Here is a 15,583-nt window from a genome sequence, read left to right as displayed (position 1 = left end):
GGCAGTCGCCGCGGGCCGTCTGCTTTCCAAAGGTGAGAAACTCAAAAATCCTCGTAGGATTTCAATGCCTGCTGCAATCCTGCCTGCGGCTGCTTGTTGCCCTTGGCCATCAGGTCGAGCGCCACTTCGGTGGACTGAATGATGCTTGCCGTTTCGTTCAGCTCCTGGTCATGTCGGCCCTTGAGCTGACGGTCTGCGATCCGGCGCGCGTCCTTTGCCGCCATGCTCGTCGGCACGCGGGGAGCAATCCTCAGCGTTTCGAAAGCGGCGGCGGCCGTGCTCGCGGATATGGTGACGACCTGTGTCATAGGACGTTTGATACACATCGCCGGTTCGTGCGCGGCTAAGGAAATCATTCGCATTTTAATGAACGGTAGGATTTCTTCTCATCCAATTGGAAACGGTCAATTCGTCAGGTAAACCAGAACGATGATCCAGGCTCTTCTTGTCGGCGCCGGCGGCGCTATCGGCTCGCTTTTGAGATATTATGTCGGCCAATGGTCGCTGCGGCTCCTGGGGCCTGGCTTTCCTTGGGGCACGCTAATTGTCAACGTCATTGGCTGTTTCGCCATTGGCGTTTTTGCCGAAATGATCGCGCGCCGGTTCAACGCCTCCGTCGAGATGCGCCTGCTGCTCATCACCGGCTTCCTCGGCGGCTTTACGACCTTTTCCGCCTTTTCTCTTGACGCGATCTCGCTTTTCGAGCGGGGCGAGGCAGTCGCCGGCGGACTTTACGTCGCCGCAAGCGTCGGGCTTTCGATTGCCTCTGTCATGGCTGGTCTCGCGCTTGTGCGTGCTTTGATCTGAAAGGCAGTTTCCGCGCGGAGAAAAATGCTCTAAAGCCACCGGCAACAGCCGCGCGTGGCGCGCCCAAGAATTTCCGAAAGAACAAGAATGGCCGGAATCGAACATATCAAGGTGGATGCCGACGAGGCGGGAATGCGGCTCGACCGGTGGTTCAAGATTCATTTCCCTGGCCTCGGCTTCGGCCAGCTTCAGAAGCTGCTGCGTTCGGGCCAGGTCCGCGTCGACGGTGGACGCGTAAAGACCGACGCGCGCGTGCAGCCGGGCCAGATGGTTCGCGTGCCGCCGCTCGATGTCGATGCGAAGGTCAAGAGCGGTCCGATCGCCGGGAAGGAGCTGAAGCATTCCAGCGATTACGAACTTCTTCAGCGCATGGTGCTGCATGAGGACGACAAGGTGATCGTGCTCAACAAGCCCGCCGGACTTGCCGTGCAGGGCGGTTCCGGCCTGACCCGGCATATCGACCAGATGCTGGAGGCCTGGACGAGCCCCAAAGGCGAGAAGCCGCGGCTCGTGCACCGGCTTGACCGCGACACATCGGGCGTGCTCGTCATTGCCCGCACACGTGGTGCCGCTCAGAAGCTGACGGCTGCCTTTCGCGAACGCGACACCAAGAAGACCTACTGGTCGTTGGTGAAGGGCGTGCCGCGCAAGCATGAGGACAAGATCTCCACGTGGCTCGTCAAGGAAGCGACTGCCGACGGCGATCGCATGCGCATTGCCAAGCACGGCGAGGAGGGTGCGGATCATGCCGTGTCCTACTACCGCGTGATTGAAACGGCGGCGCAAAACCTGGCCTGGCTCGAGATGGAGCCGTACACCGGCCGTACGCATCAGCTTCGTGTTCATGCGCTGCATATCGGCCATCCGATCATCGGCGATCCAAAATACTTCATCGACGACCCGAACTGGGACTTTCCCGGCGGCATCCAGAAGCGGCTTCACCTGCATGCCCGTCATATCGACATCCCGCATCCTGCAGGCGGACGCCTGCGCATCACGGCGCCGCTGCCGCCGCATATGGTGCAGACCTGGAACCTTCTCGGCCTTGATCTTGCCGGTGCGGAGAGGATTGACGAATGAAGCTTATTCTCTTCGATTGCGACGGCACGTTGGTCGACAGTGCCGCCCTGATCCATGAGGTGATGGCCAGAACCTTCGTTCAATTCGGTCATTCACGGCCGGATCTTTCCAGCACCAAATCGATCATCGGTCTGACGCTCGATATCGGGATTGCCCGCATGCAGGGCAAGCTGCATGTCGATGACGAGGCGATCGCCATGACGGCCCACTACAAGTCGATCTACATGGATGTCAGGCAGGAGTCCGGCATGGATGTGCCCCTTTTCGCCGGGATAAAGCCGATGATAGACAGGCTCGCCGCACGGGAAGACATCCTGATCGGCGCCGTCACCGGAAAGTCGCGCCGCGGGCTTGTCAACGTCCTCGAAACACACGGTTTCACGCCGCATTTCATCGTCTCGCGGACGGCCGACGATTGTCCGTCGAAGCCGCATCCGGCCATGGTAACCGAATGCTGCGACGAAGCCGGCATGAAGGCCGCTGATGCCATTGTCATCGGCGACGCTGTCTACGATATGCAGATGGCAAAGGCTGCAGGCGCAAAGGCAATTGGTGTATCTTGGGGTTATGCCAGCGTTGACGACCTGATTGCCGCCGGCGCCGATACTGTCGCTTACCATCCGAATGACGTGCTTGACCATTTTTGAGGTGACGCCATGCGCGACCTGCTGAACGACCTTTCCGAAGGACTGAGCCACCCCGATCCGATCCGCCGCGCGCAGATCCAGATGAAAAGGCCGCTGCCGAAACGCTTCTACAAGAACGTCACGGTTGCCGAGCGGGACGACGCCTTCGCGATCGAGCTTGATGGCAAGGTCGTGCGCACGCCCGCCAAACAGGTTCTGGCGGTGCCGGTAGAGGCTCTGGCCGAGCTCCTCGCCGCCGAGTGGGATGCACAGGCTGAAGTGATTGACCCGGCGACCATGCCCGTGACACGCCTCGTCAATACCGCGCTCGACGGCGTCGCGATGGACACGCAAGCCGTCTTCGAAGACATCCTGCGGTTTTCCTCGAGCGATCTTCTCTGCTACCGCGCCGAAGGACCGGAACTCCTGGTGCAGCGCCAGACCGAGCAGTGGGACCCGGTTCTCGATTGGGCGGCGAATGATCTCGGCGCGCGCTTCATCCTGATTGAAGGCGTGATGCATCACGAGCAGCCGCGCGAAGCGGTCGCAGCCTTCGACGTCACTTTGCGCAGACACGATAGTGCGTTGGCACTTGCCTCCCTTCACACGATAACGACGCTAACCGGGTCGGCCCTTCTGGCCCTGGGGTTCGCCGAGCGCCATCTGACCCTGGACGAGGTCTGGTCGCTTGCCCATCTCGATGAGGATTGGACGATCGAGCATTGGGGCAGCGACGAGGAGGGCGAACTGCGCCGTGCCAAGCGCTTTGAGGAGTTCAAGGCAGCGGCGGAGGTTTTTTTGGCGCTAAAGGCCTGAAACATATTGCTTTGGCAGCCATTATGGCGAAATCTGCGACTCCGAGCGGGAGAGGTGCGGAATTCAGCATGAATTGGTTTAGGTCGCTTTTTTGTCAGCTGGGGCTGGTCTGCGCCATGCTGACGTCCTGCATGGGCCTGACCTCCGATGAGCCGGCCGCTCCTATCTACGATGTCCGCAGTGCCGTGGTTCTCGGCGGTCCGAATACACCGCCCGAGCTGCTTTCAGGCATCGGCGACCGCATCAATGCCGCTATCAATGCAACGGTTCGGACCGAGGTCTATCCGCGCGTCGTGCTGACGATTCGCATCGCTTCCCTCCAGAAAGTCACAGGCTTCGACAAAAACAGGAATATCGCCAAGATCAATATCGATGCGGCGTCCGTCGACGAGGGCTCGGTCATCGCCGTCAGCTCGTTCGAGGTGACCAGCACTGCCAACGATCGGGCCATGGCGGATCAGATTCTAGCGGAGGATATCGCAGCGCGAGTCCGCTCGGCCTTTAAGCTCAATACCGGCCGCGGCTGAAGATCATGCCGCGATCGAGCGGCGAGGGGAGATTTCATGAAGGAAGTTCTCGACGAGCTGGAGCGGCGCCGGGAGATTGCTCGGCAGGGCGGTGGCCAGGCGCGCATCGAAGCGCAGCACAAGCGCGGCAAGCTGACGGCACGCGAACGGATCGACCTCTTCCTCGATGAAGACTCTTTCGAGGAGTTCGACATGTTCGTTGAGCATCGCTCGACGGATTTCGGCATGGACAAGAGCCGGATTGCCGGCGACGGCGTCGTCACGGGCTGGGGAACCGTCAACGGCCGGACGGTCTTCGTCTTCGCCAAGGATTTCACGGTGTTCGGCGGCTCGCTTTCCGAGGCGCATGCCGAGAAGATCATGAAGGTCCAGGACATGGCGCTGAAAAATCGGGCGCCGATCGTCGGCATCTATGATGCGGGCGGCGCGCGCATCCAGGAAGGGGTTGCTGCGCTCGGCGGCTATGCCGAAGTCTTCCAGCGCAATGTGCTCGCCTCCGGCGTCATTCCGCAGATTTCCGTGATCATGGGCCCATGTGCCGGCGGCGACGTCTATTCGCCTGCGATGACCGATTTCATCTTCATGGTGCGCGACACCTCTTACATGTTCGTGACCGGTCCGGATGTCGTCAAGACCGTCACCAACGAGACCGTAACCTCCGAGGAACTCGGCGGCGCCTCTGTTCACACGACGCGTTCCTCAATTGCCGACGGCGCTTACGACAACGATGTCGACACATTGCTGCAGGTCCGCCGCCTCATCGATTTCCTGCCGCTCTCCAACACCTCGCCGGTGCCGGAGATCGAATGTTACCAGTCGGTGATGGATGGGGATCAATCGCTGGACACGCTCATCCCCGCCAATGCCAATAAGCCGTATGACATCAAGGAGCTGATCCACAAGGTTGCGGACGATGGCGATTTTTTTGAGATTCAGGCAAGCTTCGCCAAGAACATCGTCTGCGGTTTCGGGCGCGTCGAGGGCTCGACGGTCGGCTTTGTGGCGAACCAGCCGATGGTGCTTGCCGGCGTGCTCGATAGCGATGCATCACGCAAGGCCGCGCGTTTCGTGCGCTTTTGCGATTGCTTCAGTATTCCGATCGTCACCTTCGTCGATGTTCCGGGCTTTCTGCCGGGCACGGCGCAGGAATATGGCGGTCTCATCAAGCATGGGGCGAAGCTGCTTTTTGCCTATGCGGAGGCGACCGTGCCGAAGCTGACAGTCATCACCCGCAAGGCGTTCGGCGGGGCTTACGACGTAATGGCCTCCAAGCATCTGCGCGGCGATCTCAACTATGCCTGGCCGACGGCGCAGATCGCAGTGATGGGTGCGAAGGGCGCAGTCGAGATCATCTTCCGTAAGGACATCACCGATCCGGAAAAGATTGCGGCACACACAAAGATGTACGAGGACCGCTTCCTGTCGCCCTTTGTCGCGGCCGAGCGCGGCTATATCGACGAGGTGATCATGCCGCATTCGACGCGCCGCCGCCTGGCGCGCGGTCTGAAGATGCTACGCAACAAGGATCTCTCGAACCCCTGGAAGAAGCACGACAATATTCCGCTCTGAGGTGTGAGAATCGTGAAAATCAAGCGAAATCAACAGGAAGTGAACGCACGTCACCGATCCGTGTATTCATTCCGGTCGTTTAGGAAATTAACGCTCGACTGTCTTATCTCAAGGGAGAGCCCAAATGTCCGGTTTCGAACGTCTCAGCGCCTATCAACCCTACGCGCTGGCCGCTCTTAGGATCATCACTGCGCTTCTGTTCATCGAGCACGGCACGATGAAGTTGTTTGAATTCCCGATCCCGCAAGGAGAGGGCGGCCCGCTTCCGCCGCTCATGCTCGTGGCGGCGCTTCTGGAATTCGTCGGCGGACTGGCAATTCTCGTCGGTTTCCTGACACGTCCGATCGCGTTCATCCTGAGCGGCCAGATGGCTGTTGCCTATTTCATGGCGCATGTGCCGATGGGTTTCTACCCGGCCGTCAATCAGGGCGAATCGGCGATCCTCTACTGCTTCGTCTTCCTGTTCCTGGTTTTCGCCGGTGCAGGCGCCTTTTCGGTCGACAAGCGCAACGCCTGAGAAGAATGCCGCGGGTTCGTCCCGCGGCATTCATCGTCATACAGTGAGCTTAAGTCCGACAATGCCGGCGATGATGAGTGCGATGCAGCCGAGGCGGGCCGCGGTGACGGGGTCGCCAAGCAGCCAGATGCCGAGCAGCACCGTTCCGACGGTGCCAATTCCGGTCCAGACCGCATAGGCTGTGCCGATCGGCAGCGTTTTGACCGCCAGACCGAGCAGCACGATGCTGATCACCATGGAAATGACGGTCAGGACCGTCGGCATGGGCCGCGTGAAGCCATCGGTGTATTTCAAACCGATTGCCCAGCCACATTCAAAAAGACCTGCAAGAAACAGCAGAAACCAAGCCATCTCACTCTCCTTTTTAAAGAGCGAGGCCGTCCCCGCGACGTTTGCGCCCGCAGGGGAGTGGACGCCGCAGTCGTCTGCGTTGGTGCTCATATGCGCGGTTTGACTGTCGTTGCAAGGTAGGAATTGGCATAGCTGCCATGCCACCGTTTCTTGCGTTCCTTATCCAAGCCGCTCGGCGTGCCACCTCAGGTGATTATCCATGAAGGTGGAGATGAAATAGTAAGAGTGGTCGTAGCGCTCATGCAGCCGCAGCGTGAGCTTGATATCCGTGTCCTTGATCGCCTCTTCGAAAAGCCACGGCCTAAGGCCGTTGTCGAGGAAGCCGTCAGCCTTACCCTGATCGATCAGAAATTCCGGGAAGCGTGCGCCGTCGCTTACCAAGGCGCATGCGTCGTACTTGCGCCAGGCCGCGCGATCGGAACCTAGATACTTTTCAAATGCCGGCGCCGACCAATCGGCGGTCGACGGCTCGACGATCGGCGCGAAGGCCGAGCAGCTCCTGAAGCGGTCCGGGTTCCTCAATGCGATCGTCAGTGCCCCATGACCGCCCATTGAATGGCCGAAGATGCCCTGGCGGCTCATGTCGATGCGAAATTGCTTGGCGACGAGGGCCGGCAGCTCCTCGGTGATGTAGGTGTACATCCGATAGTTTTCTGCCCAGGGCTCTTCGGTGGCATCAAGGTAGAAGCCCGCGCCTTTGCCCATCTGCCAGTTGGTGAGCTCGTCGGGAATATCATTGCCGCGTGGGCTTGTGTCCGGGCAGACGATGATCAGGCCGAGCTCGGCCGCCATGCGCCGGTACTCGCCTTTTTCCATGACGTTGGCGTGCGTGCAGGTCAGCCCGGAAAGATACCAGAGAACTGGGCAGGGCTCCTTGATGGCCTTCGGCGGCGCAAAGACTGCGAAGGTCATCTCGCATTTGCAGGCTTCGGATTCGTGCGAATACACGCCCTGCATGCCTCCGAAGGCGGTCGCCTGGGAAATGATGTTCATTTTTGATCTCCCGTTCCTGGGGCTGCCGCCTTGGCGCGACGGCAAAGCCGGTCGAAGGTTTCGAGGAACCGCGAACGGTCCTTCGGGCTGAAGGCGGCGTTGTAGCCCTTGCTTTCGCCGGTTTCCCGCAGGTGCGCGCCGAGATCGCGCATGGCGCTCGCCATGCCGATATTTGTGTCGTCGAAAACGCGCCCGGTGGGGCCGCACACCAGTGAACCACCCGCAACGCACCGCACGGCGAGCGGCACGTCCGCAGTCACCACAACGTCGCTGTTGGTTGCGTGTTCCGCAATCCAGTTGTCGGCGGCATCGAAGGCATTGGAGACGATGACGTTACGGACCATAGGATCACGTGAGGGCCGCAGGCCGGAATTGGCGACGAAGGTCACCTCGATGCCGTGGCGTTCGGCAACCTTCAGGATTTCCGGCTTCACGGGGCAGGCGTCTGCATCGACATATATTTGCGGCATGTGTCGTTCGTTTCTAATCGTCGAAATAGCGATGGTAGTCTCGTGCCGCATTGAGAATGCGGATCAGTTCCAGGCCTGCGCCGTCCGGCAACGGATCGTAGATGATGATGTCGTCCCGATACTGGAACATCCTGATGCTTGGATATTTCGGAAAGCGCTGTACGCTGAGAAGCGGGTTTCAGCAAAGATTCGATATCGCCTTTCCAATTCGAGAATGAATGCATCTGAGCGGCTCAAGTGCTGGAATGCAGCCGTATCTATCAATCGGCCGGCTGCAATGCCAGATCGATTTTAAATTACCGACACGAGATCAATACAGCACCACGCCCCGGATGCTTTGACCGGAATGCATGAGTTCGAAGCCCTTGTTGATGTCTTCGAGCGGCATCGTATGGGTGATCATCGGATCGATCTCGATCTTGCCTTCCATGTACCAGTCGACGATCTTCGGCACGTCGGTGCGGCCACGCGCGCCGCCAAAGGCGGTGCCCATCCAGCTGCGGCCGGTGACCAGCTGGAACGGGCGGGTGGAGATTTCCTGGCCGGCACCGGCCACCCCGATGACGACCGACTTGCCCCAGCCGCGATGGCTGGCTTCCAGCGCCTGGCGCATCACCTTGGTGTTGCCGGTGCAGTCGAAGGTGTAGTCGGCGCCGCCGATCTGGTCGGCGCCGCGCTTCGTCATGTTGACGAGATAGGGCACGATGTCGTCGCCGACCTCCTTCGGATTGACGAAATGCGTCATGCCAAACTTTTCGCCCCACACCTTGCGGTCATTGTTGATGTCGACACCGATGATCATGTCGGCGCCGGCAAGCTTCAGGCCCTGGATGACGTTGAGGCCGATGCCGCCGAGGCCAAAGACGATCGCCGTTGCGCCGATCTCCACCTTGGCGGTGTTGATGACGGCGCCGATGCCGGTGGTGACGCCGCAGCCGATGTAGCAGATCTTGTCGAAGGGGGCGTCCGCATTGACCTTGGCAACGGCGATCTCGGGCAGCACCGTGTAATTGGCAAAGGTCGAGCAGCCCATGTAGTGATGGATCTTGTCCTTGCCGATCGAAAAGCGCGACGTGCCGTCCGGCATCAGGCCCTGGCCCTGGGTGGCGCGGATCGCCGTGCAGAGATTGGTCTTGCGCGACAGGCAGGACGGGCATTCACGGCATTCCGGCGTATAGAGCGGAATGACGTGGTCGCCCTTCTTGACCGAAGTGACGCCCGGTCCGACATCGACGACGATGCCGGCACCCTCATGGCCGAGGATTGCCGGAAACAGGCCCTCCGGATCGGCGCCAGACAGCGTGAAATCGTCCGTGTGGCAGATGCCGGTCGCCTTGACCTCGACCAGAACCTCGCCGGCCCGCGGGCCTTCCAGCTGCACGGTCATGACTTCCAGCGGTTTTCCAGCCTGAACGGCAACGGCGGCGCGAACATCCATCGTCTGATCTCCTCGTGATTTTCCGGCGTAACCTTGGCATGCCGGGCGACGGCGGCTCAAGCGAAAAGGAAAGGCGGCGACGACATTAACGCAAAATCAGCTACTTGCGACAACCAGTTTGCTCAGAGCGTCAAAAGAGCTTTTCCGCCGAAAAAATAACGGCATAGCCGTGAATGAGGATCGCAGCATAAAGACCGAAGGTGACCAGCAGGCGCTCGCAGGCCTTCATCTCCTCGAGCTTGTGGCGAGGCTTGAGGGATCCCGCGCCAATCATGCTGAGCAGGATGAAGACGGCGAGCGCCGCAGCCAGGATGCCGCTGGAAACGCCGACCTCCCAGCCGATGACGAGAATGCAGGCCGTAATGGCAAAGCTCGCTCCGATCAGCGAGCGGGGTGTCCTGAAGATCTGCCGCAAGACCTGACCACCGTCGAACCTTTGCATGGGCAGAAGATTGAGCAGGTTGAAAGCGCCGAGGATGAGCAGGAAGATCAATAGCGGCCCGCGGAATTGCTCCGACAGCAGGCCATGTGCCGCAATGTTATCCCCGGCAATCAGGATAGGCACGAAGAAGGCCGAGATGCCGGGCCCCATCAGCGCACAGGTGGCAACCTCGAAATGGCTCTTGTAGGGTCTGCCGCCAATCGCGATGCCGCCGAGGAGCGGCACGAAGATCATGCGCACGGATTCATGTCCGAAAGTCCGGTAGGCGGCGAGATGCCCGAGCTCGTGCAGAGCGATGACGAGGGTAAGAAATGTCGAGATCATCAGCCCGGATGTCGTCAGTCCGAAGAACGGCCAAAGCAAAAACGTCGAAAGTATAGCCAGGCCGCATTGAAACGTGGGATGTTCGAAATATCCCTGCGGAACCGATGCACCGGTTTCAAGCCAACCTTCGAGCGCACGCAGCTCGCGGCGCAGCATGACATATCGGAAAAGAAGGAAGGCGAGGCCGCGGTAACGATCCGTCTGCGTAATTTCGATCTCGGCGCCGTCGGGCAGGCGGCGGACGATCCTGCTTTCGCTGAAATCCCGCCAGAAGGCCAAATCAAGCGTGCTGTCGTCAGCGACGCGCGAACGAAAGCCGCGTCCGCCGGCGGCCGGCAACGGCTCCAAAGCCAGCAAGCGGCGCAGAGGTGCGCCGTCGCGGTCCAAATGGCTGTAGATCTGCTCGACGATGCCTGCGCGGTTTTTGAGCGGCTTGCTGCTGATGACGGAATGGTGCCAGTCGGCGTCGGTGCCGGCGGGATCGATCGCTCTCCACAGCTCCTCCGGCGGTCTCTGGAATGTCCGCGTCAGGCGAATGGTGCGCACGCCGAGTGGGATGCGCATGAGCAGCCAGAGCAGGCCAAGATTGATGAAAAGCAGCAGGGCGGCAGATTGCAGCGCCGTCATTCGTGTCTCCGAGGCCCCAGCCACAGGACGAAAACGCCGCATACTAGGCTGCAAGACCTTAACAAATGCGAAGTCGCGTCAGCGGCGGCGCAGACGGACCTGTGCCAATCCGGATCAGGCGAATTCCAGGATCACGGCATCGACGGCGAGGCTCTCGCCAGGCTTCGCATTGATCTTGCCGACGACCAGATCGCGTTCGGCGCGCAGCACGTTTTCCATCTTCATAGCTTCCACGACGGCAAGCGTCTCGCCGGCCTTTACCTCCTGGCCTTCCGCGACGGCGATCGAAATCACCAGCCCCGGCATCGGGCAAAGCAGCAGCTTCGAGGTATCCGGCGGGAGCTTGACCGGCATCAGGCAATCGAGTTCGGCGTGGCGCGGCGTGAAAACCGTGGCGCGGACCGCAAGGCCCTGCCAATCGATGCGCATGCCGTTCAGAACCGGCCGGATCTGGGCCGTCACCGCCCGTCCGCCGATTGCCCCGTTCCAGACTGGCGCACCGGGTCGCCAATCGGTGACAACATGGAACTTTTCTCCCGCTGCTTCCATCTCCATGTCGAACGGGATGGTCACCAGTCCATCGGCAAGCCTCACCGGCACATAGTCCGTGCCGATCTTCACGACCCATTGCTTGCGAAGATTACCGTCCGAAGCGCGCAATCGGTCGATATGGCGTTCGCGGCGATTGGCTTCGATCAGCGCTGTGGACAGCGCTACGGCCGCAAGCAGAGCCTCCTCCCGCTGATCCGGGGCCATCGGCGCAAAGCCGTCCGGATATTCCTCGGCAATGAAACCAGTCGAAAGTCTGCCCTCGCGCCAGCGCGGATGCTTCATCAATGCCGAGAGGAACGGCAGATTATGCGCTATGCCGTCAACCACGAAGCCGTCGAGTGCCTGGCCCATGGCCTCGATCGCTGCCGAACGGTCCGGCGCCCAAGCGCAAAGCTTGGCGATCATCGGATCGTAATACATCGAGATTTCGGCGCCCTCGAAGACACCGGTATCGTTGCGGACGATCGTGCTGCCGTGCCAGCCTTCCGCGGGCGGGCGGTAACGCGTCAGGCGGCCGATCGACGGCAGGAAGTTGCGATAGGGATCTTCGGCGTAGAGGCGGCTTTCGATCGCCCAGCCATTCAGCTTTATGTCCTTCTGGCTGATGGGAAGTGTTTCGCCCGCGGCAACCCGGATCATCTGCTCCACGAGGTCGATCCCGGTCACCAGCTCCGTCACCGGATGCTCGACCTGCAGCCGCGTGTTCATTTCGAGGAAATAGAAATTGCGGTCGCGGTCGACGATGAATTCTACCGTTCCTGCGCTCTGATAATCGACGGCCTTCGCCAGTGCGACGGACTGCTTGCCCATCGCCTGTCTGGTCTTTTCGTCGAGGAAAGGCGAGGGTGCCTCTTCGACGACCTTCTGGTTCCGCCGCTGGATCGAGCATTCGCGCTCGCCGAGATAGACGGTATTGCCGTGCGCATCCGCCAGCACCTGGATTTCGATATGGCGTGGATCGACAATGTATTTCTCGATGAAGACGCGATCGTCGCCGAAAGAACTCCTTGCCTCCGAGCGGGCACGGTCGAAACCGTCGCGGACTTCCGCCTCGTTCCAGGCGATACGCATGCCCTTGCCGCCGCCGCCGGCCGAAGCCTTGATCATCACGGGATAGCCGATCTCACCGGCGATCATCTCGGCATGCGCTGCATCCTCGATGACGCCGAGATAGCCCGGCACCGTTGAAACCTTGGCGGCATTGGCGAACTTCTTCGATTCGATCTTGTCGCCCATCGCCCTGATGGCCTTCGGTTTCGGCCCGATGAAGACGATGCCCTCCCTTTCGAGGGCCTCGCAAAAGGAGGCCCGTTCGGAAAGGAAGCCGTAGCCGGGGTGAACAGCTTCCGCGCCGGTCTCCTTGCAGACGGCGATGATCTTTTCGGCGACGAGATAGCTCTCGGCTGCCGCCGCCGGGCCTATATGCACTGCCTCATCAGCCATCTCGACGTGAAGGGCATCGCGGTCTGCGTCCGAATAGACCGCGACCGTTGCAATACCCATGCGGCGCGCAGTCTTGATCACGCGGCAAGCGATCTCGCCGCGGTTCGCGATCAGAATTTTCTTGAACATGCAGACTCCACCCGAAAAATGCGTCCAGAAGTTCTACGCAGAAACGCCGGGACGCACAATCGTGCGAAATCTGACGGTGGGGAAGGGACCTGTCCTAACGCAAGTCACGCAACGGCTTGTTCGTCGTCCACGATCCGCAGCCAGCGGCTGGTGCGCGGTTCGGCGTAATCCCGAAGCTGAAGCGCCTGGAGGATTTCAGCCCAGCGGGGATGATTGGCGGACGGCAGCGTTTCCGCTTCGATCCGGCGCAAGACGCTGTAGGTGAGATGCGAAACTGGAATCACACCGCCCTCGCAGATGTTCCGCAGCACGCGCATCACGAAATCGATGTCCTGGCGGGCGATGCCTTTGCGGTCCACTGCACGCGACAGCTTGTAGCCGCCGACATCGTCGGTAATCGCAAGGCGCAGCTGATCGAGCGCAAAGGCGCGCAGCTCGTCCGGTACATGGGAGGAAATCTCCATGATGTGCAGTATGAGTTCCAGTTCGAGCGTCGAATTGATGACGCCGTCGGTCGCGAACATGCGCATGATCCAGGCGACATTGATCTCGTCCAGCGAGCCCTGCGGATAGCTGTAGTTGACAATGAAACCGGCGAGTTCCTCCACGAAGAAGGCGCTCCATTCCGGGCATTTTTCAGGACAGGAATTGTTCAGTGCAAGCATGACAACGACGTCGTCGGCCCTCCGGACGCCGTGCGGAAAGCTGTGCTTGCGCAAGAGGCTGATATCGTCGGCGGCCAGCCGATGCTTTCCCGCGATCACGCATGCCGGAAAAGCGAGTCGGAATTCGCTCATCTTTCATCTCCAGACTTCTTCATGAAGCCAGAAATGATTTTAGCCCAGCGGAATTGAAGAACCCTCAACGACAAGGGTTAATCGACTACGCAGGTGTTTCCGATGATTTTAGCGATCTTGACTGAACCCGTTCGCGCCAGATGATGAAGAGGCCGGACGCGACGATGATGAAAATGCCGATCCATTTGGAAAAATTGGGAAAATCGTTGAACAGCGCGTATCCGAGCACGGTCGCCGAAATGATCTCAAAATATTGGAACGGGGCAAGCAGCGACAGCGGCGCAAGGCGGAATGCCCTGACGATCAGCATATGCGCATAGCCGGAGATGGTGCCGAGGACGAGCAAAAGGACGAGGCCCAATACCGACGAGGGAAGCGACATTTCGAAATCGGGCATTGAAAGCGCATTTCCGCCCAGGAGCGCGGCCCCCATGAAAAGCATTCCACCGATTCCGGCCAAGGTCTGCATCGTTAACGGCGAATCGGCTTCACCGATTGCGCGGTTAAGGAAGAGATAGAGCGAGAAAAGGAAGGCACAAAGCACTGGCAGCAGCGCCTTCAGGCCGAAGATTTCGTAGCTCGGCTGGATGACGATCATCGCACCTGCGAAGCCGACGACGATCGCCGCCCACCGCCGCCAACCGACCTTGTCGCCGAGGAAGAGCGCCGAAAGAGCCGTCAGCATGAATGGTTCCACGAAATAGATCGCGAAGACATCCGCGAGCGGCATGTATTTGACCGCGACGAAGAAGAGCAGGCTGGCTGCGCCATGCAAGGCGCCCCGCAGCAGGTTCATCCATGGCCGCTTTGCCGAAAGCGCCTTCCAGCGGAAGACGGCAAGCAGGATAGGAAGCGTGCAGGCGACCTGAAAGAAGAAGCGATAGAATGTCACCTGCCCCGGTGACATCGCCTCGAAGGTCGCCATGTATTTGGCGATCGCGTCCATGGCGGGCAGGACGACCATGGCGCCGGCCATGATGACCATGCCTTGAAGCGGATTATGCGGAGATTGTTCTTGGGACATGGTGCAGGCTTTCGAAAACGAAGCCATCAACCACAGGAATGCATGCCGATCAATATGGCCTAGCGTTCGCCCACCGTTTTGCCGAAGACCGATTCGAAGGCTTCGCGCAGGCGGATATCCACATCCGCCATCATCACCGGCAGGCCGAGATCGACAAGGCTCGTCACGCCGTAGGCAGAAATCCCGCAGGGTACGATGCCGGTAAAATGGTCGAGGTCGGGATCGACATTGAGCGACAAGCCGTGAAACGTCACCCATCTGCGAAGCCGGATGCCGAGCGCAGCAATCTTGTCCTCGCTCATGCTGCCGTCCGGAAGATGCGGTTTCTCCGGCCGTCTCACCCAGACGCCGACGCGGTCCTCGCGCCGCTCGCCGCGTACATTCATCGAATCGAGCGTAAGGATCACCACTTCTTCAAGCGCCACGACGAAGGCGCGGACATCCTGCCGCCGGCGTTTGAGATCAAGCATCACATAGGCAACGCGCTGGCCGGGGCCATGATAAGTGTATTCGCCGCCGCGGCCGGTCGCAAAAACCGGAAAACGGTCCGGCTGCACAAGGTCCTTCGCATTGGCGCTGGTGCCTGCCGTATAGAGGGGCGGATGCTCGACAAGCCAGACAAGCTCGTCGCCGCCCTCGGCGATCAGGGCCACCTCGCGCTCCATCGTCTCGACGGCTTCGCTATAAGGAATGAGACCATCGGAGATGCGCCAACGCACCGGCTTTGAGCCTGCAAGCGGAAACATCGAGAATTGTAGATCGGTGCGCAGCATAGACTTCCCTCGCCGCACGGCGATCACAGGCGGCAGATCGCCTATATGGCCCCGTTTGACGGGCAATTCAAATGCTGTGATTTGTTTTGCAAAAATCTGCCATATCGCCCTTGTGCACCCCAAATGCTTTTGCTACATGCTGCCCCGCCGACGCAAATCGGCACCTACCACGATGCGGTCGTGGCGGAATTGGTAGACGCGCAGCGTTGAGGTCGCTGTGGGGCAACCCGTGGAAGTTCGAGTCTTCTCGACCGCACCATTCTCTTCCAGAGAAATTT

17 protein-coding genes and 1 tRNA gene are annotated in these 15,583 nt (G+C 60.0%); 8 read left to right on the top strand and 10 right to left on the bottom strand.

From position 1 onward, the window contains the following. Nucleotides 1–41: 41 nt before the first annotated feature. The gene (locus ISN39_RS08600) at nucleotides 42–308 is read right to left on the bottom strand and encodes a hypothetical protein (protein ID WP_194730132.1); all 267 of its coding nucleotides are present in this window, start codon (nucleotides 306–308) and stop codon (nucleotides 42–44) included. A gap of 121 nt (nucleotides 309–429) precedes the next feature. Here ISN39_RS08600 and crcB point away from each other — a divergent pair, with 121 nt between their 5' ends. From crcB to ISN39_RS08565, 7 genes are all read left to right on the top strand, one after another. Next, the gene (gene crcB, locus ISN39_RS08595) at nucleotides 430–807 is read left to right on the top strand and encodes a fluoride efflux transporter CrcB (protein WP_194729768.1); all 378 of its coding nucleotides are present in this window, start codon (nucleotides 430–432) and stop codon (nucleotides 805–807) included. Between the two features lie 87 nt (nucleotides 808–894). After that, nucleotides 895–1,887 (top strand): RluA family pseudouridine synthase, encoded by a 993-nt coding sequence (locus ISN39_RS08590; protein ID WP_074068261.1) that lies wholly within the window; start codon nucleotides 895–897, stop codon nucleotides 1,885–1,887. Continuing rightward, nucleotides 1,884–2,534, top strand: coding sequence for an HAD-IA family hydrolase (locus tag ISN39_RS08585; protein ID WP_194729767.1), 651 nt, complete (start codon nucleotides 1,884–1,886; stop codon nucleotides 2,532–2,534). The genes ISN39_RS08590 and ISN39_RS08585 overlap by 4 nt, the downstream gene beginning before the upstream one ends. Nucleotides 2,535–2,543: 9 nt before the next feature. After that, nucleotides 2,544–3,329 carry an ATP12 family chaperone protein gene (locus tag ISN39_RS08580; RefSeq protein ID WP_194729766.1) on the top strand — a complete coding sequence of 262 codons (786 nt, stop codon included), beginning with the start codon at nucleotides 2,544–2,546 and terminating at the stop codon, nucleotides 3,327–3,329. A 68-nt stretch (nucleotides 3,330–3,397) separates the two neighbouring features. Continuing rightward, nucleotides 3,398–3,856: a hypothetical protein gene (locus ISN39_RS08575; protein WP_074068258.1), complete on the top strand. Its 459-nt coding sequence runs from the start codon at nucleotides 3,398–3,400 to the stop codon at nucleotides 3,854–3,856. Between the two features lie 36 nt (nucleotides 3,857–3,892). Beyond that, complete coding sequence (locus ISN39_RS08570) at nucleotides 3,893–5,425, top strand: acyl-CoA carboxylase subunit beta (RefSeq protein WP_194729765.1); 1,533 nt, start codon at nucleotides 3,893–3,895, stop codon at nucleotides 5,423–5,425. A 124-nt stretch (nucleotides 5,426–5,549) separates the two neighbouring features. Further along, nucleotides 5,550–5,942 carry a DoxX family protein gene (locus ISN39_RS08565; protein ID WP_194729764.1) on the top strand — a complete coding sequence of 131 codons (393 nt, stop codon included), beginning with the start codon at nucleotides 5,550–5,552 and terminating at the stop codon, nucleotides 5,940–5,942. Between the two features lie 36 nt (nucleotides 5,943–5,978). Here ISN39_RS08565 and sugE read toward each other — a convergent pair whose 3' ends face one another. The 9 genes from sugE to lipB form a co-directional block, all read right to left on the bottom strand. Continuing rightward, entirely contained in the window at nucleotides 5,979–6,293 is a 315-nt protein-coding gene (gene sugE / locus ISN39_RS08560) for a quaternary ammonium compound efflux SMR transporter SugE (protein WP_074068251.1), read from the bottom strand. A gap of 159 nt (nucleotides 6,294–6,452) precedes the next feature. Continuing rightward, the gene (gene fghA / locus ISN39_RS08555; RefSeq protein WP_194729763.1) at nucleotides 6,453–7,286 is read right to left on the bottom strand and encodes an S-formylglutathione hydrolase; all 834 of its coding nucleotides are present in this window, start codon (nucleotides 7,284–7,286) and stop codon (nucleotides 6,453–6,455) included. Continuing rightward, entirely contained in the window at nucleotides 7,283–7,756 is a 474-nt protein-coding gene (locus tag ISN39_RS08550) for a YaiI/YqxD family protein (protein ID WP_194729762.1), read from the bottom strand. Before ISN39_RS08550 ends, fghA begins: the two co-directional genes overlap by 4 nt. Nucleotides 7,757–8,066: 310 nt before the next feature. Beyond that, nucleotides 8,067–9,194 carry an S-(hydroxymethyl)glutathione dehydrogenase/class III alcohol dehydrogenase gene (locus ISN39_RS08545; protein WP_194729761.1) on the bottom strand — a complete coding sequence of 376 codons (1,128 nt, stop codon included), beginning with the start codon at nucleotides 9,192–9,194 and terminating at the stop codon, nucleotides 8,067–8,069. Between the two features lie 130 nt (nucleotides 9,195–9,324). Continuing rightward, nucleotides 9,325–10,587 carry a hypothetical protein gene (locus ISN39_RS08540; protein ID WP_194729760.1) on the bottom strand — a complete coding sequence of 421 codons (1,263 nt, stop codon included), beginning with the start codon at nucleotides 10,585–10,587 and terminating at the stop codon, nucleotides 9,325–9,327. A gap of 114 nt (nucleotides 10,588–10,701) precedes the next feature. Continuing rightward, nucleotides 10,702–12,711 (bottom strand): acetyl/propionyl/methylcrotonyl-CoA carboxylase subunit alpha, encoded by a 2,010-nt coding sequence (locus ISN39_RS08535; protein WP_194729759.1) that lies wholly within the window; start codon nucleotides 12,709–12,711, stop codon nucleotides 10,702–10,704. 104 nt (nucleotides 12,712–12,815) lie between these two features. Further along, entirely contained in the window at nucleotides 12,816–13,508 is a 693-nt protein-coding gene (locus tag ISN39_RS08530; protein WP_194729758.1) for a hypothetical protein, read from the bottom strand. A gap of 85 nt (nucleotides 13,509–13,593) precedes the next feature. Further along, nucleotides 13,594–14,532, bottom strand: coding sequence for a DMT family transporter (locus ISN39_RS08525; RefSeq protein ID WP_194729757.1), 939 nt, complete (start codon nucleotides 14,530–14,532; stop codon nucleotides 13,594–13,596). A 59-nt stretch (nucleotides 14,533–14,591) separates the two neighbouring features. Beyond that, nucleotides 14,592–15,305, bottom strand: coding sequence for a lipoyl(octanoyl) transferase LipB (lipB, locus tag ISN39_RS08520; protein ID WP_194729756.1), 714 nt, complete (start codon nucleotides 15,303–15,305; stop codon nucleotides 14,592–14,594). Between the two features lie 174 nt (nucleotides 15,306–15,479). Between lipB and ISN39_RS08515 the strand changes: the two genes are divergently transcribed. Continuing rightward, nucleotides 15,480–15,564: transfer RNA gene (locus ISN39_RS08515), tRNA-Leu, on the top strand. Nucleotides 15,565–15,583: the final 19 nt, after the last annotated feature.

This window comes from Rhizobium sp. 007 (assembly GCF_015353075.1).
In the GTDB taxonomy this organism is placed as follows: Bacteria; Pseudomonadota; Alphaproteobacteria; order Rhizobiales; family Rhizobiaceae; genus Rhizobium.
Note: the sequence above shows the minus strand (reverse complement) of the source record. Positions and strands in the feature narration are given on the sequence as shown.

What these genes read in the sequence shown, in the direction of transcription:
- ISN39_RS08600 (WP_194730132.1), bottom strand. Translation starts at nt 308, where the DNA reads ATGACACAGGTCGTCACCATATCCGCGAGCACGGCCGCCGCCGCTTTC.
- crcB (WP_194729768.1), top strand. Translation starts at nt 430, where the DNA reads ATGATCCAGGCTCTTCTTGTCGGCGCCGGCGGCGCTATCGGCTCGCTT.
- ISN39_RS08590 (WP_074068261.1), top strand. Translation starts at nt 895, where the DNA reads ATGGCCGGAATCGAACATATCAAGGTGGATGCCGACGAGGCGGGAATG.
- ISN39_RS08585 (WP_194729767.1), top strand. Translation starts at nt 1,884, where the DNA reads ATGAAGCTTATTCTCTTCGATTGCGACGGCACGTTGGTCGACAGTGCC.
- ISN39_RS08580 (WP_194729766.1), top strand. Translation starts at nt 2,544, where the DNA reads ATGCGCGACCTGCTGAACGACCTTTCCGAAGGACTGAGCCACCCCGAT.
- ISN39_RS08575 (WP_074068258.1), top strand. Translation starts at nt 3,398, where the DNA reads ATGAATTGGTTTAGGTCGCTTTTTTGTCAGCTGGGGCTGGTCTGCGCC.
- ISN39_RS08570 (WP_194729765.1), top strand. Translation starts at nt 3,893, where the DNA reads ATGAAGGAAGTTCTCGACGAGCTGGAGCGGCGCCGGGAGATTGCTCGG.
- ISN39_RS08565 (WP_194729764.1), top strand. Translation starts at nt 5,550, where the DNA reads ATGTCCGGTTTCGAACGTCTCAGCGCCTATCAACCCTACGCGCTGGCC.
- sugE (WP_074068251.1), bottom strand. Translation starts at nt 6,293, where the DNA reads ATGGCTTGGTTTCTGCTGTTTCTTGCAGGTCTTTTTGAATGTGGCTGG.
- fghA (WP_194729763.1), bottom strand. Translation starts at nt 7,286, where the DNA reads ATGAACATCATTTCCCAGGCGACCGCCTTCGGAGGCATGCAGGGCGTG.
- ISN39_RS08550 (WP_194729762.1), bottom strand. Translation starts at nt 7,756, where the DNA reads ATGCCGCAAATATATGTCGATGCAGACGCCTGCCCCGTGAAGCCGGAA.
- ISN39_RS08545 (WP_194729761.1), bottom strand. Translation starts at nt 9,194, where the DNA reads ATGGATGTTCGCGCCGCCGTTGCCGTTCAGGCTGGAAAACCGCTGGAA.
- ISN39_RS08540 (WP_194729760.1), bottom strand. Translation starts at nt 10,587, where the DNA reads ATGACGGCGCTGCAATCTGCCGCCCTGCTGCTTTTCATCAATCTTGGC.
- ISN39_RS08535 (WP_194729759.1), bottom strand. Translation starts at nt 12,711, where the DNA reads ATGTTCAAGAAAATTCTGATCGCGAACCGCGGCGAGATCGCTTGCCGC.
- ISN39_RS08530 (WP_194729758.1), bottom strand. Translation starts at nt 13,508, where the DNA reads ATGAGCGAATTCCGACTCGCTTTTCCGGCATGCGTGATCGCGGGAAAG.
- ISN39_RS08525 (WP_194729757.1), bottom strand. Translation starts at nt 14,532, where the DNA reads ATGTCCCAAGAACAATCTCCGCATAATCCGCTTCAAGGCATGGTCATC.
- lipB (WP_194729756.1), bottom strand. Translation starts at nt 15,305, where the DNA reads ATGCTGCGCACCGATCTACAATTCTCGATGTTTCCGCTTGCAGGCTCA.